This is a genomic window from uncultured Cedecea sp. (assembly GCF_947498825.1).
Classification (GTDB): domain Bacteria; phylum Pseudomonadota; class Gammaproteobacteria; order Enterobacterales; family Enterobacteriaceae; genus JGM124.
In genome coordinates this window covers 244,327-264,411 of the sequence record NZ_CANMLV010000003.1, presented here as the reverse complement: position 1 = coordinate 264,411, position 20,085 = coordinate 244,327, and the positions used below count along the sequence as shown (strand labels likewise).

General features: G+C 47.7%; 14 protein-coding genes and 7 tRNA genes. 19 read left to right on the top strand and 2 right to left on the bottom strand.

Going from position 1 to position 20,085, the window contains the following annotated elements; genetic code table 11:
• Positions 1-93 precede the first annotated feature (93 nt).
• Positions 94-2,130 (bottom strand): N-acetylglucosamine-specific PTS transporter subunit IIBC, encoded by a 2,037-nt coding sequence (nagE, locus tag Q1A40_RS06280; RefSeq protein WP_299998583.1) that lies wholly within the window; start codon positions 2,128-2,130, stop codon positions 94-96.
• Between the two features lie 339 nt (positions 2,131-2,469).
• Between nagE and nagB the strand changes: the two genes are divergently transcribed.
• The 13 genes from nagB to Q1A40_RS06215 all read left to right on the top strand — a co-directional run bounded on the left by nagB (position 2,470) and on the right by Q1A40_RS06215 (position 11,409).
• Positions 2,470-3,270, top strand: coding sequence for a glucosamine-6-phosphate deaminase (gene nagB, locus Q1A40_RS06275; RefSeq protein WP_299998596.1), 801 nt, complete (start codon positions 2,470-2,472; stop codon positions 3,268-3,270).
• A gap of 25 nt (positions 3,271-3,295) precedes the next feature.
• Positions 3,296-4,444: an N-acetylglucosamine-6-phosphate deacetylase gene (gene nagA, locus Q1A40_RS06270; protein WP_299998582.1), complete on the top strand. Its 1,149-nt coding sequence runs from the start codon at positions 3,296-3,298 to the stop codon at positions 4,442-4,444.
• A gap of 5 nt (positions 4,445-4,449) precedes the next feature.
• Complete coding sequence (locus Q1A40_RS06265; protein ID WP_299998581.1) at positions 4,450-5,670, top strand: N-acetylglucosamine repressor; 1,221 nt, start codon at positions 4,450-4,452, stop codon at positions 5,668-5,670.
• Positions 5,671-5,859: 189 nt separating this feature from the next.
• Positions 5,860-6,615, top strand: a complete 756-nt coding sequence (locus Q1A40_RS06260) for an HAD-IIA family hydrolase (protein ID WP_299998580.1) — start codon at positions 5,860-5,862, stop codon at positions 6,613-6,615.
• 426 nt (positions 6,616-7,041) lie between these two features.
• On the top strand, positions 7,042-8,703 hold the full coding sequence (gene asnB / locus Q1A40_RS06255; RefSeq protein ID WP_299998579.1) for an asparagine synthase B: 1,662 nt from the start codon (positions 7,042-7,044) through the stop codon (positions 8,701-8,703).
• Positions 8,704-9,001: 298 nt separating this feature from the next.
• A tRNA-Met gene (locus tag Q1A40_RS06250) sits at positions 9,002-9,078 on the top strand.
• 5 nt (positions 9,079-9,083) lie between these two features.
• Positions 9,084-9,168 (top strand) — tRNA-Leu (locus tag Q1A40_RS06245).
• A gap of 25 nt (positions 9,169-9,193) precedes the next feature.
• A tRNA-Gln gene (locus Q1A40_RS06240) sits at positions 9,194-9,268 on the top strand.
• A 40-nt stretch (positions 9,269-9,308) separates the two neighbouring features.
• A tRNA-Gln gene (locus Q1A40_RS06235) sits at positions 9,309-9,383 on the top strand.
• 29 nt (positions 9,384-9,412) lie between these two features.
• Positions 9,413-9,489: transfer RNA gene (locus Q1A40_RS06230), tRNA-Met, on the top strand.
• A gap of 41 nt (positions 9,490-9,530) precedes the next feature.
• Positions 9,531-9,605 (top strand) — tRNA-Gln (locus Q1A40_RS06225).
• Positions 9,606-9,640: 35 nt separating this feature from the next.
• A tRNA-Gln gene (locus tag Q1A40_RS06220) sits at positions 9,641-9,715 on the top strand.
• 299 nt (positions 9,716-10,014) lie between these two features.
• Positions 10,015-11,409 (top strand): sugar porter family MFS transporter, encoded by a 1,395-nt coding sequence (locus Q1A40_RS06215; RefSeq protein WP_299998578.1) that lies wholly within the window; start codon positions 10,015-10,017, stop codon positions 11,407-11,409.
• Between the two features lie 102 nt (positions 11,410-11,511).
• On the opposite strand, the gene ubiF is transcribed toward Q1A40_RS06215, so the two are convergent.
• Complete coding sequence (ubiF, locus tag Q1A40_RS06210) at positions 11,512-12,687, bottom strand: 3-demethoxyubiquinol 3-hydroxylase (protein ID WP_299998577.1); 1,176 nt, start codon at positions 12,685-12,687, stop codon at positions 11,512-11,514.
• Positions 12,688-12,808: 121 nt separating this feature from the next.
• On the opposite strand from ubiF, the gene miaB reads away from it, so the two are divergent.
• The 6 genes from miaB (at position 12,809) to Q1A40_RS06180 (ending at position 19,923) form a co-directional block, all read left to right on the top strand.
• Entirely contained in the window at positions 12,809-14,233 is a 1,425-nt protein-coding gene (gene miaB / locus Q1A40_RS06205; RefSeq protein WP_299998576.1) for a tRNA (N6-isopentenyl adenosine(37)-C2)-methylthiotransferase MiaB, read from the top strand.
• A gap of 188 nt (positions 14,234-14,421) precedes the next feature.
• A complete protein-coding gene (locus Q1A40_RS06200) occupies positions 14,422-15,483 on the top strand; it encodes a PhoH family protein (protein ID WP_299998575.1) in 1,062 nt (353 codons plus the stop codon).
• Positions 15,480-15,947, top strand: a complete 468-nt coding sequence (gene ybeY / locus Q1A40_RS06195; protein WP_299998574.1) for an rRNA maturation RNase YbeY — start codon at positions 15,480-15,482, stop codon at positions 15,945-15,947. The genes Q1A40_RS06200 and ybeY overlap by 4 nt, the downstream gene beginning before the upstream one ends.
• A 101-nt stretch (positions 15,948-16,048) precedes the next feature.
• Complete coding sequence (gene corC, locus Q1A40_RS06190) at positions 16,049-16,927, top strand: CNNM family magnesium/cobalt transport protein CorC (RefSeq protein WP_299998573.1); 879 nt, start codon at positions 16,049-16,051, stop codon at positions 16,925-16,927.
• Positions 16,928-16,934: 7 nt separating this feature from the next.
• Positions 16,935-18,470, top strand: coding sequence for an apolipoprotein N-acyltransferase (lnt, locus tag Q1A40_RS06185; protein WP_299998572.1), 1,536 nt, complete (start codon positions 16,935-16,937; stop codon positions 18,468-18,470).
• 535 nt (positions 18,471-19,005) lie between these two features.
• Positions 19,006-19,923: an amino acid ABC transporter substrate-binding protein gene (locus Q1A40_RS06180; protein WP_299998571.1), complete on the top strand. Its 918-nt coding sequence runs from the start codon at positions 19,006-19,008 to the stop codon at positions 19,921-19,923.
• The last annotated feature ends 162 nt before the right edge of the window (positions 19,924-20,085 follow it).

Here is a 20,085-nt window from a genome sequence, read left to right as displayed (position 1 = left end):
CATGAACCGCCGTATACGGAACCGTACGTACGGTGGTGTGAGAGGACGGCGGGAGTGATCCCGCCTCCTACTCGATTGCCCTTTCGGGCGGTATTATTTACTTTTAATTTCATACAGAGGAGTCTGACCTGCAACCACCTCTGTGCCCGCCGGAATCACCAGGCCTGCGAAATCATCAATATTGCTACAAACAACCGGGCTTATCATAGAACGCGCGTTGGCGTTCAGGAACTCAAGATCCAGTTCAAGTATCGGCTGGCCGGCAGCGACTTCTGCACCTTCTTCAACCAGACGGGTGAATCCTTGTCCATTTAAAGCAACGGTATCAATACCCATATGCACCACAATTTCAGCACCTTGCACTGTTTCAAGGCAGAATGCATGGTTGGTATTGAAAATTTTAACAATGGTACCCGCAGCAGGTGACACCACAGTTTTACCTGTCGGTTTAATGGCGACACCATCGCCAACCGCTTTGCTGGCAAAGGCTTCATCAGGTACCTGGTCGAGCGCAACCACTTCACCGGTAACAGGAGCAACCAAAGCAGCTACCGTGACTGAATCCGCTTTTGGCGCAGCCTGAGCTTTCACTGGAGCTGGAGTCGGTTCACAGGCTGATGCCGGAGCCTTAGAGCCCGCAACATGACCCGCAGCTTTCATTGCATCAGCAATTTTCTCTGCGGCAAAACCAACAATAATCTGAACGCTGGTTTTGTTCAGGCGGATAACACCGGTCGCACCCAGACGTTTAGCCAGGGCTTCATTAACTTGCGAAGAATCTTTAACGGTTAAACGCAGACGCGTGATACAGGCATCAATATTAGTCAGGTTATCGGACCCACCCACGGCAACGATATATTCACGAGCCAGACCCGCTGCATTGTCTTTATTCAGTTCTGCATGGCTGACATTCACATCACGACCATCTGCTTCATTGCCCGCAACCGCCAGTTCACGCCCAGGGGTTAACAGGTTGAATTTTTTGATCATAAAGCGGAAGACCACGTAGTAAATGGCGAAGAACACCAGACCTTGTGGGATAAGCATCCACCACTGGGTTGCCAGCGGGTTACGGGAAGAAAGCGCCATATCCACCAGACCGGCCGAGAAACCAAACCCGGCAATCCAGTGCATACTGGCCGCAATAAATACCGATATCCCGGTCAGGAAGGCGTGGATCACATAAAGAACCGGCGCCACAAACATAAAGGAGAACTCAAGCGGTTCAGTGATCCCAGTAAAGAAGGCAGCAAATGCAGCAGCCAACATGATACCCGCCACTTTCGCTTTGTTTTCAGGACGTGCGCAGTGATAGATAGCCAGTGCCGCACCCGGCAGACCAAACATCATAATCGGGAAGAAGCCCGCCTGATAACGACCGGTGATACCGGCAACCGCTTTACCTTCTTCAATGGACTGTGCGCCACCGAGGAAGTTAGGAATATCATTAATACCCGCAACGTCAAACCAGAATACAGAGTTCAACGCATGATGCAGACCAACTGGGATTAACAGGCGGTTAAAGAAGGCATAGATACCCGCACCGGCAGAGCCAAGTTTCTGAATATGCTCACCAAAGTTCACCAGCCCATCAAAAATAATTGGCCAGATGTACATCATGATGAAAGCCACCAGAATCATCACAAACGAGGTGAGGATGGGGACTAAACGGCGACCGCTGAAGAAGGAGAACGCTTTTGGCAATTCAACCCCACTGAAGCGGTTATAAAGTTCTGCAGAGATAATCCCCACCAGAATACCGACAAACTGGTTTTCGATGTTACCGAATGCAGCAGGAACCTGCTCCAGTGGGATTTTTTGAATCATTGCCACTGCCGCGGGAGAACAGAGTGTGGTCAGTACCAGAAAACCCACAAAACCGGTCAGTGCCGCAGCACCGTCTTTATCTTTAGACATACCGTAAGCGACACCAATCGCAAACAGTACTGACATATTCTCGATAATTGCCGCACCGGATTTAATAAATAGCGCAGCTAAAGCGTTATTCCCACCCCATGCAACCGGGTCAATCCAGTAACCGACCCCCATCAGTATTGCAGCAGCCGGCAATGTTGCCACAGGCACCATTAACGCGCGGCCTACGCGTTGTAAATAACCTAGAATACTCACTGTTGATTCCCCTCATGAGGCCCCAGTTTATGGGGTGCTCAAAGCTGTTTTTTTTTATTATCAGGCAACATTTCGTTCATGCCGACGTTTAACATTACACCTGACAGTGTGAAAAAAATTAATTCGTATCGCAAATTAAATAGCTATAAATTGTGATAAATATCACCAAATATCGCTTATTCACCTTCCCCCCTCTGGCTATATGGCAAAACTTATTTTATGATTAAAAAAATCAAAGCATCCAGACTTATGCACAATCCATCACGATACGGACTATCTTAAAAATAGACAGCTTCCGTCGTAATGACTCCTATTTGCATACAACTTTAGAGGTAAATGATGAGACTGATTCCTTTAACAAATCCGGCTCAGGTCGGTAAATGGGCAGCCCGCCATATCGTTCAACGCATTAATGCGTTCAATCCAACCGCCGATCGTCCTTTCGTATTAGGTTTACCGACAGGCAGTACGCCGTTAGAAGCCTATAAAGCATTAATCGAGATGCATAAAGCAGGCCAGGTTAGCTTTAAACACGTTGTGACTTTCAACATGGATGAATATGTCGGCTTACCGAAAGAGCATCCTGAAAGCTACTACACCTTTATGCACCGCAATTTCTTCGATCATGTTGATATTCAGCCAGAAAATATTAACCTGCTGAATGGCTGCGCTGATGATGTCGATGCTGAATGTCGTCGCTACGAAGAAAAAATCCGTTCTTACGGAAAAATTAACCTGTTTATGGGGGGTGTCGGTAACGATGGTCATATCGCCTTTAATGAACCGGCGTCTTCTCTGGCTTCCCGTACTCGTATTAAAACCCTGACCCATGAAACCCGTGTGGCTAACTCGCGCTTCTTTGGCGGCAATGTTGATCTGGTGCCTAAATATGCGCTGACTGTCGGTGTAGGCACGTTACTGGATGCCGAAGAAGTGATGATTCTGGCACTGGGTGGCGTTAAAGCCCTGGCACTTCAGGCTGCGGTGGAAGGTAATGTGAATCATATGTGGACCATCAGTTGCCTGCAGCTGCATGCGAAAGCCATCATTGTTTGCGATGAGCCTTCAACCATGGAACTGAAAGTGAAAACGTTGAAGTATTTCAACGAACTTGAAGCCGAAAACATTAAATCGCTGTAAGCATCTTTATTAACCGGGGTAACTTATGTATGCATTAACCCACGGCCGTGTTTATACCGGTCATGAAATTCTGGATGGCCAGGCTGTTGTCATCGCTGAAGGTCTGATTAAAGAAATCTGTCCTGTTGACGCTTTGCCAGCAGATATTGAAACACGCAATGTGGGTGGTGCGATTATCGCCCCCGGCTTTATTGACGTGCAATTAAACGGCTGCGGCGGTGTTCAGTTTAATGACAGCGCTGAAGCCGTATCACTCGAAACGCTTGAAATCATGCAACACGCCAACGAGCGTTCTGGTTGCACCAGCTTCCTGCCTACTCTGATTACCTCTAGTGACGAGCTGATGATGCACAGTGTCCGGGTGATGCGCGAGTATCTGACTCAGCATCAGAATCAGGCACTGGGTTTACATCTTGAGGGTCCATGGTTGAGCCTGGCAAAAAAAGGTACCCATAATCCCAAGTATGTACGTAAACCAACCGCCCATCTGGTGGATTTTTTATGCCAGAATGCCGATGTGATTACAAAAATAACCCTCGCACCGGAACAGGTTGAACCCAAAGTTATTCGCCGCCTGGTTGATGCAGGGATTGTTGTCTCTGCCGGTCACTCCAGTGCTACCGCGAAAGAAGCAAAAACAGGTTTTCGCGCAGGAATTACCTTTGCGACTCACCTGTTTAATGCCATGCCTTATATTACCGGACGTGAACCGGGACTGACAGGCGCTATTTTTGACGCAGCTGACGTTTACTGCGGCATTATTGCTGATGGCTTACACGTTGATTATGCTAATGTTCGTACAGCAAAACGTCTTAAAGGTGATAAACTGTGCCTGGTAACCGATGCGACCGCTCCCGCAGGCGCAAACATTGATCAGTTCATTTTTGCTGGTAAAACAATATACTATCGCGATGGCTTGTGCGTGGATGAAAATGGCACACTCAGCGGTTCTGCTCTGACCATGATCGAAGGAGTCAGCAATCTGGTTGAGCACGCGAGCATTGCCCTGGATGAAGCTTTGCGTATGGCAACCCTTTATCCAGCCCGCGCAATAGGTGTGGAAAAACAGTTAGGGACTATTGACACCGGTAAAGTTGCTAACCTGACTGTCTTTACCCACGATTATAAAATTATCAAGACTATCGTTAATGGTAACGAAGTCGTCACTGAGTAAATCGAATGGTTACTGGCGGACAAGGGCAGATTGGCAATATTGATTTAGTAAAACAGTTAAATAGTGCGGCAGTTTATCGTCTTATCGATCAGCACGGCCCTATTTCACGTATTCAAATAGCCGAACAAAGCCAGCTTGCCCCCGCCAGTGTCACCAAAATCACCCGTCATTTGCTAGAGCGCGGGCTGATTAAAGAAGTCGATCAGCAGGCCTCCACCGGGGGCCGACGCGCGATATCTATCGTCGCCGAAACACGAAACTTCCAGGCGGTTGGCGTACGTCTGGGTCGCTATGACGCTACCATCACATTATTCAGCCTCGGTGCCAAGTCGCTGGCCGAAGAACATTACGCCCTGCCGGAAAAAAACCAGGATTCGCTGGAAGAAGCTCTGCTTAACGCGATTAATCAATTTATTGAAAATAATGCACGCAAAATTCGTGAGCTGATTGCTATCTCGGTTATTTTGCCGGGTCTGGTCGATCCCGAAGGTGGCGTTGTGCGTTATATGCCACATATCAGTGTCGATAAATGGCCTCTGTCTGACGCACTGGAAAACCGCTTTAATGTCACCTGTTTTGTCGGTCACGATATTCGTAGTCTCGCGCTTGCAGAGCATTATTTTGGCGCAACCCAAGAGTGTGAAGATGCTATTCTGGTACGAGTGCATCGCGGAACCGGGGCCGGTATCTTATCTAATGGTAAAATCTTCCTTGGCCGTAACGGTAATGTCGGCGAGATTGGTCACATACAAGTTGATCCCTTAGGCGATCGCTGCCATTGCGGTAATTTTGGTTGTCTGGAAACCATTGCCGCGAACGCCGCCATTGAGCAACGCGTCCGCCACTTATTGAATCAAGGCTATAAAAGTCGCTTAACGCTTGATGACTGTAGTATCTCCGCCATCTGCAAAGCAGCGAATAAAGGGGATGTGCTGGCCTGTGAAGTACTGGAATATGTCGGACGCCATTTAGGTAAGGCTATTTCTATGGCGATTAACCTGTTCAACCCCCAAAAGGTGGTGCTGGCAGGTGAAATAACCGCTGCTGAGAAAGTTATTCTTCCTGCCATTGAGCAGTGTATTAATGCGCAAGTATTGAACGCATTTCGTAAAGATTTACCTGTCGTCTGTTCCCTGCTTGACGATCGTTCAGCGATTGGCGCTTTTGCTTTGGTTAAACGTTCGATGTTAAATGGTATGCTATTACTGCGCCTGCTTGAGAATTAATCTCCCAATCGTGCCAGATATTTTACGCTATATCCCTTAAATAATTCGAGTTGCTTGTAGACGCGAAGTGAGACCGTCGATGAGCATAGATAAACTATGTGATTCGCCGCACCTCAGGCACGCAACACCCAGGCAACTTGAAGTATGACGGGGATAGTTACTGATTTTCATTCGTGAGCCCATGACCTGATGACCACTATTAAAAATGTAATTTGTGATATCGACGGTGTCCTGATGCACGATAATGCCGCGGTACCGGGAGCCAAAGAGTTCCTCGCGCGCATCCTTGACAAAGGAATGCCGCTTATCATGCTGACCAACTACCCTTCTCAAACCGGGCAGGATTTGTCTAATCGCTTTGCCTCGGCAGGCATTGAGATCCCGGACAACATGTTTTATACCTCCGCGATGGCAACAGCAGACTTCTTGCGCCGCCAGGAAGGTAAAAAAGCCTATGTTATCGGCGAGGGTGCGCTGATCCATGAACTGTATAAAGCCGGGTTTACGATTACCGATATTAATCCTGACTTTGTCATTGTCGGTGAAACGCGTTCGTTTAACTGGGACATGATGTATAAAGCCGCCTATTTTGTCGCCAATGGCGCACGCTTTATCGCCACGAATCCCGATACTCACGGCCATGGTTTCTCCCCTGCCTGTGGTGCGCTTTGCGCTGGTATTGAGAAAATTTCTGGCCACGAGCCATTTTATGTCGGGAAGCCCAGTCCGTTAATTATTCGCGCTGCGCTGAATAAAATTCAGGCACATTCTGAAGAAACAATCATTATCGGTGATAACCTGCGTACCGATATTCTGGCGGGCTTTCAGGCCGGTCTGGAAACAATTCTGGTCCTGTCTGGCGTCTCGACTCTGGCTGACATTGATGCAGTCCCCTTCCGTCCGACCTGGATTTATCCTTCAGTCGCAGACATCGACCTGATCTGATTGCTGACAAAGAAGGAAAAACGTGGTTTTTCCTTCTTTGTGGTTAGCAGCTGAAAATAAATAATTTGATATTCCTTGTTGTTATTCGGCGATCTCTATTTATTCAGAGATGGTTTAAGGTTTGTCATTACTCTCGCGCCGGAACCTGTTCCGGCGTTTTATCCATTGCGAATATTTCTGCACGCTTTACTGCCGTTTCCCTGTAGCAACCCCGATAAAATTATCGAATCGCTAATTTCTCCCCCCCAAACATCATCTTTTTTCATCAATCGACAATCAGTTCCAAATATTTATCAACCAAGAAGCAAAAAACTTGCATTTATCTCATTAATTGAGCATTTTTATTGATAAATGACATAGCAAAATCGTCAAATAGTTAAATAATTACCAAATTCACTGCTCAGAACCAGGTTATGGAGAAGTATTATGTGTTCAATTTTTGGCGTACTGGATATTAAAAGTGATAGCGTTGAGTTACGTAAAAAAGCCCTGGAATTATCTCGTCTGATGCGCCATCGTGGCCCGGACTGGTCAGGTGTTTATGACAGTGAAAACGCTATTCTGGTGCATGAGCGCCTGTCGATTGTTGATATTAATGCCGGTGCCCAGCCGTTATACAATCCTGCAAAAACACATGTCCTGGCCGTGAACGGTGAAATCTATAACCACCAGCAGCTGCGTGCGGAATACAGCGATCGCTATACCTTCCAGACCGGTTCAGACTGTGAAGTGATTCTGGCGCTCTACCAGGAAAAAGGCACCGCGTTTCTTGATGACTTGCAAGGGATGTTTGCCTTTATTCTTTATGACAGTGAAAAAAATACCTACCTGATTGGCCGTGACCATATCGGTATTATCCCTCTCTATATGGGTCATGATGAGCACGGCAACTTCTACGTAGCATCAGAAATGAAAGCATTAGTTCCGGTATGTCGTTCGGTCACAGAGTTCCCGGCAGGAAGCTATCTGTCGAGTGAAGACGGTGAAATTCGCTCCTACTACCAGCGTGACTGGTTTAGCTATGACGCGGTAAAAGATAACGTCACGGATAAAGAACAACTGCGTCAGTCATTAGAAGACGCGGTAAAAAGCCATCTTATGTCTGATGTTCCTTATGGTGTATTGCTTTCTGGTGGCCTGGACTCTTCCGTTATTTCTGCCATCACCAAAAAATATGCTGCACGTCGTGTTGAAGATGGTGAGCGTAGCGAAGCCTGGTGGCCACAACTGCACTCCTTCGCGGTAGGCTTGGAGGGTTCACCTGACCTGAAAGCGGCGCAGGAAGTGGCTAACCATTTAGGCACTGTACACCATGAAATTCATTTCACGGTGCAAGAAGGTCTGGATGCGATTCGTGATGTCATTTACCACATTGAAACCTATGATGTGACCACCATTCGTGCCTCAACGCCGATGTATCTGATGTCACGCAAAATAAAAGCGATGGGTATCAAGATGGTGCTTTCTGGTGAAGGCTCTGATGAAGTCTTTGGTGGTTATCTTTACTTCCACAAAGCACCAGATGCCAAAGAACTTCATGAGGAAACAGTGCGTAAGTTACAGGCGCTGCACATGTTTGACTGTGCACGTGCCAACAAGGCAATGTCGGCCTGGGGCGTGGAAGCTCGCGTGCCTTTCCTGGATAAAGCGTTTCTTGATGTCGCCATGCGTATTAACCCACAAGATAAAATGTGCGGTAACGGCAAAATTGAAAAACATATCCTGCGTGAATGTTTTGAGTCCTATTTACCGGCAAGCGTTGCCTGGCGCCAAAAAGAGCAGTTCTCTGACGGTGTAGGCTATAGCTGGATTGACAGCCTGAAAGAAGTCGCGGCCCAGCAGATAACCGATCAGCAACTGGCCACCGCCAGCTACCGCTTCCCGTACAATACGCCGGGTTCTAAAGAAGCCTACTTGTACCGTGAAATCTTTGAAGAGCTGTTCCCACTGGCTGATGCCGCTAAATGCGTCCCAGGAGGTCCTTCAGTGGCTTGCTCTTCTGCTAAAGCCATTGAGTGGGATGAATCCTTTAAAGCGATGAACGATCCTTCTGGTCGCGCTGTTGGCGTACATCAGTCCGCTTACTAACAAAGCCCTTTTTATAGGAGATTAATCAGCCCGCGCTATGCGTTGCTGATTAATCTCTTTTTTGCTTTTTTCTGACCATACCCCTTACCACGCCTCCCACAGTTCGCTTTCATTTCTACAACATTCACTGACGCAACGCATAGAAACGAAAATATTTGCCGATAAATCAATCAAGCTGTTCGTAAGTCATTCAAATGAACCGATTCCACGGTTTTTTGGAAAAAAACTTGTTGACGCTGCCCGGCCAACTTAGCATAATGCGCCCCGCAACGCCGAAGAAGGTAATGCGTAATGAGATGGCTACGTAGCTCAGCTGGTTAGAGCACATCACTCATAATGATGGGGTCACAGGTTCAAATCCCGTCGTAGCCACCAAATTTGCGGGAGTGGCGAAATTGGTAGACGCACTAGATTTAGGTTCTAGCGCCGCAAGGTGTGCGAGTTCAAGTCTCGCCTCCCGCACCATTATTTCGTTCGACGTTGTATGTGATGGGGTATCGCCAAGCGGTAAGGCACTGGTTTTTGATACCAGCATTCCCTGGTTCGAATCCAGGTACCCCAGCCACTTTTTTTATCGACATAAAAAGTAAGTCTCGTCTACATATTGGGGTATCGCCAAGCGGTAAGGCACTGGTTTTTGATACCAGCATTCCCTGGTTCGAATCCAGGTACCCCAGCCAGTCGATAACAATAACTGAATTTAATGATTGGCTACGTAGCTCAGTTGGTTAGAGCACATCACTCATAATGATGGGGTCACAGGTTCGAATCCCGTCGTAGCCACCATACACAGATACAATACTGAATTTTCTAATTTGGTATGTGATTGGGGTATCGCCAAGCGGTAAGGCTCTGGTTTCTGATACCAGCATTCCGAGGTTCGAATCCTCGTACCCCAGCCAATATTTAAGATGTTTGTAACGACAAGTTGTACTTTTGGGGTATCGCCAAGTGGTAAGGCTCTGGTTTCTGATACCAGCATTCCGAGGTTCGAATCCTCGTACCCCAGCCACATCATGAAAAAGCCCTACTTTTTAGTAGGGCTTTTTCTTTTTCGGCGGCTATAAAAAACGCATTCCTTCTGTTTAAGCCGTTGCACATCTGCTGCCTTTTCTCCCATCAATACAGTCTGACAGCGACCGTCACCTTAAAATTTATACTTTTAACATTCTGTTTATTAAGAATAAAAAAAAATTTATTCATTTGAATCATAATGTTAATAGCTGTGTTGATGTGATCTGAATCACAAATTTATTCGTATCTCTCACCTACTCTAATCAGTACCAAATCAATAATTGATGTGAAAATAATATGCCTGATAATAAAAAGAAAAACAGCTCCAACAAAAGAATGACGTTCTTCGTCTGCCTGATGGCTGCCCTGGCAGGGTTACTGTTCGGACTTGATATTGGCGTCATCGCCGGCGCGCTCCCCTTTATCACTAAAGACTTTGTTATTTCGACACACGAGCAGGAGTGGGTGGTCAGTTCCATGATGTTTGGTGCTGCCGTCGGGGCCATTGGCAGCGGCTGGCTCTCTTTTAAATTGGGTCGGAAATACAGCCTTATCATTGGTGCTGCTCTTTTTGTTGCAGGCTCTCTCTGTTCGGCGTTTGCTCCTAATGTTGAACTGCTTTACCTGGCCCGAGTGATACTGGGACTCGCTGTGGGAGTTGCCTCTTATACCGCCCCTCTTTATCTGTCAGAAATAGCGCCAGAGAAGGTTCGCGGCAGTATGATCTCCATGTATCAGTTGATGATTACCATCGGCATACTCGCAGCATATCTGTCCGACACGGCGTTCAGCTACAGTGGTGACTGGCGCTGGATGCTGGGTATTATCACTTTTCCGGCCATCCTTTTATTAATAGGCGTTAGCTTTCTGCCAGACAGTCCACGCTGGTATGCAGCCAAGTTCCGTTTTAATGATGCGGAAAAAGTTCTGATGCGGTTACGTGATACCCGCGCTGAAGCTAAAAACGAACTTGATGAAATTCGTGAAAGCCTGAAAGTGAAACAGGGGGGATGGGCGCTCTTTAAAGAAAACTCAAATTTCCGTCGTGCCGTCTATCTCGGTGTGTTACTCCAGGTTATGCAGCAATTTACCGGCATGAATGTCATCATGTACTACGCACCGAAGATCTTTCAGATAGCCGGTTTCGCCAGCACCCACCAACAAATGTGGGGAACGGTAATAGTCGGTCTGTTCAATCTGCTCTCCACCTTTATTGCTATTGGCCTGGTGGATCGCTGGGGACGTAAGCCAACGCTCGTATTGGGCTTCTTAGTCATGGCTGCTGGCATGGGAGTTCTGGGTACCATGCTGCATATCGGCATTCACTCTCAGAGCGCACAGTACTTTGCTATTGCCATGCTACTCATGTTTATTATCGGTTTTGCCATGAGTGCCGGCCCGCTGATTTGGGTACTGTGTTCTGAGATCCAGCCGCTGAAAGGACGTGACTTTGGTATCACCTGTTCTACGACAACCAACTGGATTGCAAACATGATTGTTGGGGCAACGTTCCTGACCATGCTCAACTCTTTTGGTCACGCGAATACTTTCTGGATTTACGGTGCCTTGAACTTGTTCTTTATTTTCCTGACGCTGTGGCTTATCCCGGAAACTAAAGGTATTTCACTGGAGCATATTGAACGTAATCTGATGACAGGCCGCAAATTACGCGACATAGGTTCACACGACTAATATTTACAGCCAGCCTTTTCAACGCCTCTGTGCCCTGCTCACGAGGCGAAAACCGTCTTAAAAGACTAACCAGCAAGATGCAAGCATCCTGCTGGTTAATTTTTACAACCCCAGCGCATATTTCAGCGCTTGCTGTTTAAGTCCACCCGAACGCTGTGCAGCCATCAGCCCGAGGTTCCGTATGGTGCGTACAGGTGCCAGATTATTACTGAATCCAACGTAAAACAGATCCATCCCGGTTTGCATCATTAAGTTATCCAGCTTACGTTTAGACTGATAACGCGCTAATACCTCAAGACTCGCCCACTGCTCCCCAAGATGACGTGCATCTGTCATCACGTCGAGTAATGCCTGCACATCGCGGTAGCCAAGATTCACTCCCTGACCCGCCAGAGGATGAATGGTATGAGCCGCATCACCGATTAATGCCAGCCCCGGTTTTACATATTTCAGCGCATGGCGACGAGTTAACGGGAAGGCACCACTGGCAACTGGGGTGACATGACCTAATCGTGCAGGGAAATGACGGGCAATACTCTTCTGTAGCTGCGCCATGCTCATCCCCTGTAGCTGGCGAATACGCGCCGGCTCGTCATACCAGACCAATGATGCCCAGTTATCAAATAACGGCAGAAATGCATGTGGGCCCGCAGGGGTAAAGTGCTGCCAGGTACTGTCTCCCGGGGACTCATCGCACTGAACAGTAATTAACATGCAAGACTGACGATATTGCCAGGCATGAATGCCGATACCCGCCCACTGACGAATTTGCGAATTTGCGCCATCAGCACCAATCACCATTGGAACATTTAACGATTCGCCATCCTTAAATGAGAGCGTCCACCCACTTTCACTGCGTTGCATCTGCGTTAACTGAGCGGGACAGCACAGGGTGATCTGAGGATGTTTAACTAAGGCCTGCCAGAGCGCTTGCTGTAACACCAGATTCTCAACCATAAAACCAAGCTCAGGCAGGCCCAGTTCATTTGCAGCAAAACTCACCTGCGCCCTTTCCCATTCCCAGGTTTCGAGACGACGATAAGGATGGGCACGCATCGAAAGCACGCTTTCCCATACGCCCAGAGATTGCAATAACGAGACGGATTGCGCACCTATGGCTGAAATACGGACATCAGGCGGACTGCCTGGCTGAAATTCTGCCGGAGCCAGATGTTCAATAACCGCCACACGAAAACCGCTATTTGCCAGTCCAAGTGCCGCCGCTGCGCCGACCATACCGCCACCGACAACGGCGACTTCAATGGGTTGATTCATCATGGTGTTTATCCTTAATTTGCCTGAGTTGATTCTACCGCCTTTCCCCAGGCTGGTCACATCCACATCAAAGCATTACACTATACGACTTAACTCTTGGATACACTTGAGCAATGACATGTCGATGACGAAAAAACTTCATATAAAAACATGGGGCTGTCAGATGAATGAGTATGACTCATCTAAGATGGCCGATCTCCTGGACAGTACTCATGGCTTTACGCTGACTGAAAATGCGGAAGAAGCCGATGTTCTGCTCCTGAATACCTGTTCTATCCGTGAAAAAGCCCAGGAAAAAGTTTTCCACCAGCTGGGGCGCTGGAAACAGATCAAAGCTGACAGACCGGATGTCATTATTGGCGTCGGGGGTTGCGTTGCCTCCCAGGAAGGCGACCATATCCGCGAGCGTGCCAACTATGTTGATATTGTGTTTGGCCCACAAACGCTGCACCGTCTCCCCGAGATGATCAACAAAGTCCGTGGCACCCGTAGCCCGGTGGTTGATATTAGCTTCCCGGAGATTGAAAAGTTCGACCGTCTGCCGGAACCCCGCGCTGAAGGCCCGACGGCCTTTGTCTCGATAATGGAAGGCTGTAATAAATACTGCACCTACTGCGTAGTGCCTTATACCCGCGGTGAAGAGGTCAGTCGGCCTTGCGATGATATTTTATTTGAAATCGCACAGCTTGCTGCCCAAGGCGTACGTGAAGTGAATTTGCTCGGCCAGAACGTCAACGCCTGGCGCGGGCCGTTATTTGACGGTGAAATGGGATCTTTCGCGGAACTCTTGCGTCTGGTGGCAGCAATTGATGGTATCGATCGTATTCGTTTCACCACCAGCCATCCGATAGAATTTACCGATGATATTGTCGAAGTCTATCGCGATACGCCTGAACTGGTGAGTTTCCTGCACCTGCCGGTACAAAGCGGCTCCGACAGGATCCTGAATATGATGGGGCGCACCCACACCGGCTTGGAATATAAAGCGATTATTCGCAAACTTCGCGCAGCGCGTCCTGATATTCAAATCAGTTCCGACTTCATTGTCGGATTCCCAGGTGAAAGCCTGCAAGATTTTGAACAAACAATGAAACTGATAGCGGATGTCAACTTTGATATGAGCTATAGCTTTATTTTCTCTGCCCGCCCAGGTACGCCAGCAGCCGATATGGTAGACGACGTTCCGGAAGAAGAGAAAAAACAGCGTCTTTATATTCTGCAAGACAGAATAACCCAGCAAGCCTTGGCCTGGAGTCGTCGTATGCTGGGTACAGTCCAGCGTATTCTGGTGGAAGGGACCTCGCGTAAAAATATTATGGAGATGGCGGGACGCACCGAAAATAATCGTGTGGTGAACTTCGAAGGCACCCCGGATATGGTGGGTAAATTTGTTGATGTCGAAATCACTGAAGTTCGTACGAATTCTCTGCGCGGTAAGGTGCTACGTACCGAGGGTGACATGGACTTACGGAGTGTCGAATCCCCCGCGTCCGTGATTGCGCGTACTCGCAAAGAAAATGAAATTGGTGTTGGGATTTATCAGCCTTAATCTCTTGGTTTCCACCGGGGGTTGGATAACCACTCCCGGCGGTCAATTTTATTCTTTCTCCTTGTATTCTGGTGCCACCACCCAAATATCTTGCTTAACACCGGTGCCTGCCTGACAGATAACGTAGGTTTTTATCAGCGTTACGGCATAAAAGCCGATAACGACTCTACATAATCCCGAGGATAAGTTTGAATATAGAAACTCGCGAAATAACATTAGAACCCGCAGATAACGCCCGTATTCTGAGCCTCTGTGGTCCGTTTGATGACAATATCAAACAGCTGGAACGCCGTTTGGGCTTGGATATCAGTCGTCGTGATAATCAGTTCCGGATAACGGGACGACCGATGACAGTAAATGCAGCGGCAAAGATATTACTGACATTATATGTGGATACAGCGCCGGTACGTGGTGAAAGTCAGGATATCGACCCTGAAAAAATCCACCTGGCGATTAAAGAAACCGGAGTACTGGAGCAAGTTTCCGACAGCGTTCCAGATTACGGTAAAGCGATTAATATCAAAACCAAACGGGGTGTTATCAAGCCTCGCACCCCGAATCAGGCACAGTATATTTCAAATATTCTGACGCACGATATCACCTTTGGTATCGGACCTGCTGGTACTGGGAAAACCTATCTCGCCGTTGCTGCAGCCGTCGATGCCCTGGAACGTCAGGAGATCCGTCGTATTCTGCTGACACGTCCTGCGGTCGAAGCGGGTGAAAAACTTGGTTTTTTACCCGGCGATCTGAGCCAGAAAGTTGACCCTTATCTGCGCCCACTGTATGACGCGCTGTTTGAAATGCTCGGCTTTGAAAAGGTTGAAAAACTGATCGAACGTAATGTTATCGAAGTGGCTCCGCTGGCTTATATGCGTGGACGAACACTGAATGACGCATTTATCATTCTCGATGAAAGTCAGAACACCACCAGCGAGCAAATGAAAATGTTCCTGACCCGTATTGGTTTTAACTCCAAAGCGGTTATCACGGGTGATGCCACACAAATCGACTTGCCGCGCAATATTAAATCCGGGCTTCGTCATGCGATTGACGTACTGGCTGAAGTCGACGAGATAAGCTTTAATTTTCTTAACAGTGAAGATGTGGTGCGCCATCCAGTGGTGGCCCGTATCGTCAATGCCTATGAGGCATGGGAAAATACTGAACAACAACGTAAAGATGCTCTGGCAGCCGAACGTAAACGCGAAGCAATCGCCGCCAGCATTACGCCCCGGGAGAACGAATGAGCCAAGTCATTCTTGACTTACAACTGGCCTGTGAAGATACCACAGGCTTACCTGAAGAAGCCCAGTTTCAGAGTTGGCTGAATGCGGTTATATCGCAATTTCAGGAAGAAGCGGAAGTGACTGTCAGACTGGTCGATATGGCTGAAAGTAACGAGCTGAATCTGACCTATCGCGGTAAAGATAAACCAACCAATGTGCTCTCTTTTCCTTTTGAAGCCCCACCGGGAATTGAACTGCCTTTACTGGGCGATCTGGTGATTTGTCGCCAGGTTGTTGAGCAAGAGGCGCTGGAGCAAGAAAAACCGCCAGAGGCCCATTGGGCGCATATGGTTATCCATGGTAGCCTGCATCTTTTAGGCTATGACCATATTGAAGACGATGAAGCCGAAGAGATGGAAAGCATAGAAACTGAGATAATGCTTGCTCTTGGGTATGCTGACCCGTACATTGCCGAGAAAGAGTAATTATCTCGATGCTCTAAATAAGTATTCAGTAACTTATACAGGCGGCGGTCCATCTCACCGTCTGTGAACTATCACTAACCAGAGGCCTTAAACCTAACGCCATGAGCGACGACAATTCACATAACAGTGATACGCCTGCCAGTAAAAAGGGATTTTTTTCCCTGTTCCTTAGCCAGCTATTTCACGGTGAACCCAAAAACCGTGCTGATTTGCTGACGCTGATCCGAGATTCCGAGCAGAACTCCCTTATCGATCAAGATACCCGGGATATGCTTGAAGGGGTAATGGATATTGCCGACCAACGCGTACGGGACATTATGATCCCACGTTCGCAAATCGTGACTATCAAACATGACCAGACTCTGGAAGAGTGTTTGAACATCATCACTGAGTCGGCACATTCCCGTTTTCCGGTGATAAGCGAGGACAAGGATCACATTGAAGGGATTTTAATGGCCAAAGATTTGCTGCCGTTTATGCGCAGTGACAGTGAGCCATTTAGTGTAGAAAAGGTGTTACGTCAGGCTGTAGTGGTTCCTGAAAGTAAACGTGTTGACCGTATGCTGAAGGAGTTCCGCCAGCAACGCTATCATATGGCGATAGTGATTGATGAGTTTGGTGGCGTTTCAGGCTTAGTCACAATTGAAGATATCCTCGAACTTATCGTCGGTGAAATCGAAGATGAGTATGACGATCTGGAAGACAGTGACTTCCGTCAGCTCAGCCGTCATACCTGGACCGCCCGTGCCCTTGCGCCAATTGAAGACTTTAATGAAGTCTTTAATACCCATTTTAGCGATGAAGAGGTCGATACAATTGGTGGGTTAGTGATGCAGGCATTTGGTCACCTTCCGGCCCGTGGTGAAACCATCGAAATAGACGGTTACCAGTTTAAAGTCGCGATGGCTGACAGTCGCCGTATTATTCAGGTTCATGTCCGGATACCGGACGATTCTCCGCAACCAAAACTGGAAGAATAATTCCTTTATGGGCCAATACTTTCAACGCCAGTCAGTACGTCTGCTGCTGGCGCTTTTTTTCGGGGCCTGCGGCACGCTGGCCTTTTCACCTTACGACTTCTGGCCTGCGGCCCTGATTTCACTGGCAGGCCTGCAAGCGCTGACCCTGAATCGTCGGGCTATTCAAAGTGCCTGGATTGGTTTCTTCTGGGGGCTCGGCCTGTTTGGCAGTGGTGTTAACTGGGTCTACGTCAGTATCGCCCAGTTTGGTGGAATGCCCGGCCCGATAAATGTCTTCCTGGTGGTATTGCTGGCGGCGTATCTGTCGCTGTATACCGGGCTATTTGCCGGTCTGCTGAGTAAGATATGGCCCCAGACAACCTGGTGGCGACTGGTGCTGGCTGCACCGGCGCTCTGGCAAGTCACTGAGTTTCTGCGTGGCTGGATCCTGACCGGATTTCCGTGGTTACAATTTGGCTATAGCCAGATTGACGGCCCACTGAAAGGCCTTGCCCCGATTTTTGGTGTCGAGACAGTGACCTTACTGCTGATGGCTGTCGCCGGTCTGATAGTTTATGCTCTGAATGCCCGCACCTGGAAGCCCATCATACTCGCCGCAGCGCTGCTCTTTTTACCCTGGCCGTTACAGACGCTACAGTGGTTTCAGCTGCAAAATGATCGACCGCTTAAGGTTGCTCTGGTACAGGGCAATATTCCCCAGTCATTGAAATGGAACGAGGGTGAGCTGCTCAATACTTTGCGCATTTATTCCGAGCTGACAGCACCTTTCATGGGCAAATCACAGCTGATTATCTGGCCTGAGTCAGCGATTACCGATTTAGAGATCAACCAGCAACCTTTTCTTCATCAGCTTAATCAGCAATTACTGGAAAGTCACAGTTCCTTGATAACCGGTATTATTGATGCGCGCCTGAATAGCCACAACCGCTATGATACCTACAATACTATCATCACGCTCGGGGAAGGTAGCCCGTACAGCTACGAGAGTGGCGATCGCTATAACAAAAACCATCTGGTGCCCTTCGGTGAATATGTCCCGCTCGAGTCGATACTGCGCCCACTCGCCCCGTTTTTCGACTTACCAATGTCTTCCCTTAGCCGGGGGCCTTACGTTCAGCCCCAGATTAATACCAGTGGCGTTAAGCTGACCCCAGCTATTTGCTACGAGATTATTCTCGGGGAACAGGTACGGGATAATTTCCAGCCGGATACCGATTATCTGCTGACTATTTCGAATGATGCCTGGTTTGGTAAATCGATTGGCCCGTGGCAGCACCTGCAGATGGCACGGATGCGCGCTCTGGAGCTAGGACGTCCATTACTGCGTAGCACCAACAATGGCATCACCGTTGCCGTTGATGCAAAAGGTGAGATAACTGAAATGCTGCCGCAATTTACTCGTGGCGTGCTGGAAACTACCGTTATCCCGACACGCGGCCTGACACCTTATGCCCGTTTTGGTAATGGACCGTTGTGGCTGTTAACTCTGTTATTTGGCGCTGCCGCTATTATTATCGGAGTAAAAAAGCGCTCGCAGCAGTAATACTACCTGTATTGATTAAGGCCAGCATTCATTGCCGGCCTTTTTTATCACTTTCAGATACTGGCCGCGCATCTCTGCTCACTTTCACCCAAATTTTAACCCCATCGCACTGAACAAAATACGTCTTTCAGACTCACCTGATTCAATTAAAAAAAGGATAAATACGATTATCAGGCTCTTTTAACCTCATTCTTGCCCCTGATTTTTTACGCTTCTGGCATAGAATTTGCTTAGTTCAGTAAGTCATTAATTAAATTCTGATGAATAAGTAAATGCCACAGGATAGAGCAAAATCAAAAGAGCGCTGCACCATTCTGTGACAGACATAGCATCAGCATTCCAAAGCACAGGATAAATACCTCCAAATGATGCGTGTTACTTCTCAAAAACAAACATTAATGTTGTAAGGTGGTTACATTAAACCAGCATAAATGTTAATTATTAATTAATTATTCGCTCACTATCTAACACGACAACAAACTGCTCAGTTCGGACATACAAAACCGTTTTAAGCATACATATTAAGGAGTTAGACATGCATTTACGTAAACTGACCGCAGCAGCCCTAATGATAAGTATGGCTATGGGTCTGGCGCACGCTGAGGATGCCAAGTCGGATGCGGTATCCCAGTCATCTACTCTGAGTAAAATTGATAAGAATGGCGTGATTGTAGTCGGACACCGTGAATCGTCGGTGCCATTTTCTTATTACGATAACCAGCAAAAAGTAGTGGGTTACTCGCAGGACTATTCTAATGCCATTGTTGATGCGGTGAAGAAAAAACTGAATAAGCCGGATTTGCAGGTTAAGTTAATTCCAATTACTTCTCAAAACCGAATTCCGTTGCTGCAAAATGGCACCTTTGATTTTGAATGTGGTTCAACCACCAATAACCTCGAACGCCAAAAACAAGCCGCTTTCTCTAATACTATTTTCGTTGTCGGAACGCGTCTGCTGGCGAAAAAAGATGGCCCAATTAAAGATTTCGAAGACTTAAAAGGTAAAGCGGTCGTTGTCACCTCTGGCACCACCTCTGAAGCTCAGCTTAACAAGCTGAATGAAGAGCATAAAATGGATATGCGCATCATCAGTGCCAAAGATCACGGTGACTCCTTCCGTACTCTGGAAAGTGGCCGCGCGGTAGCCTTTATGATGGATGATGCCTTATTGGCCGGTGAGCGTGCTAAAGCGAAAAAACCAGGAGAGTGGGAAATCGTCGGTAAACCACAGTCTGAAGAAGCCTACGGTTGTATGCTGCGCAAAGACGATCCTGAATTCAAGAAATTGATCGATGAAACCATTGCTCAGGCACAAACCTCAGGTGAGGCAGCAAAATGGTTTGAAGTCTGGTTTAAACAACCGATCCCACCGAAAAACTTAAATATGAATTTCGATCTGTCCGATGAAATGAAAACCACCTTTAAAGAACCAAATGATAAAGCTCTGAATTAGAAAAACAGGGGTGATACTACTCACCCTGTTGATTGAAATGTAGTGATCCAAACACAGTTAGTGCTGACAGGCCGTTCCCCCGTTAGCACTAATTCTCCTAATATTCAGACAAAGATCTGACAGGGGAACTGGGATTCTCATCAATCGTTGAGAGGTGCCTGG

Coding starts and splice junctions, on each gene's coding strand:
- Q1A40_RS06180 (WP_299998571.1), top strand. CDS start 19,006: ATGCATTTACGTAAACTGACCGCAGCAGCCCTAATGATAAGTATGGCT.
- lnt (WP_299998572.1), top strand. CDS start 16,935: ATGGGCCAATACTTTCAACGCCAGTCAGTACGTCTGCTGCTGGCGCTT.
- miaB (WP_299998576.1), top strand. CDS start 12,809: ATGACGAAAAAACTTCATATAAAAACATGGGGCTGTCAGATGAATGAG.
- ybeY (WP_299998574.1), top strand. CDS start 15,480: ATGAGCCAAGTCATTCTTGACTTACAACTGGCCTGTGAAGATACCACA.
- Q1A40_RS06260 (WP_299998580.1), top strand. CDS start 5,860: ATGACCACTATTAAAAATGTAATTTGTGATATCGACGGTGTCCTGATG.
- ubiF (WP_299998577.1), bottom strand. CDS start 12,687: ATGATGAATCAACCCATTGAAGTCGCCGTTGTCGGTGGCGGTATGGTC.
- corC (WP_299998573.1), top strand. CDS start 16,049: ATGAGCGACGACAATTCACATAACAGTGATACGCCTGCCAGTAAAAAG.
- Q1A40_RS06265 (WP_299998581.1), top strand. CDS start 4,450: ATGGTTACTGGCGGACAAGGGCAGATTGGCAATATTGATTTAGTAAAA.
- nagB (WP_299998596.1), top strand. CDS start 2,470: ATGAGACTGATTCCTTTAACAAATCCGGCTCAGGTCGGTAAATGGGCA.
- Q1A40_RS06215 (WP_299998578.1), top strand. CDS start 10,015: ATGCCTGATAATAAAAAGAAAAACAGCTCCAACAAAAGAATGACGTTC.
- asnB (WP_299998579.1), top strand. CDS start 7,042: ATGTGTTCAATTTTTGGCGTACTGGATATTAAAAGTGATAGCGTTGAG.
- nagA (WP_299998582.1), top strand. CDS start 3,296: ATGTATGCATTAACCCACGGCCGTGTTTATACCGGTCATGAAATTCTG.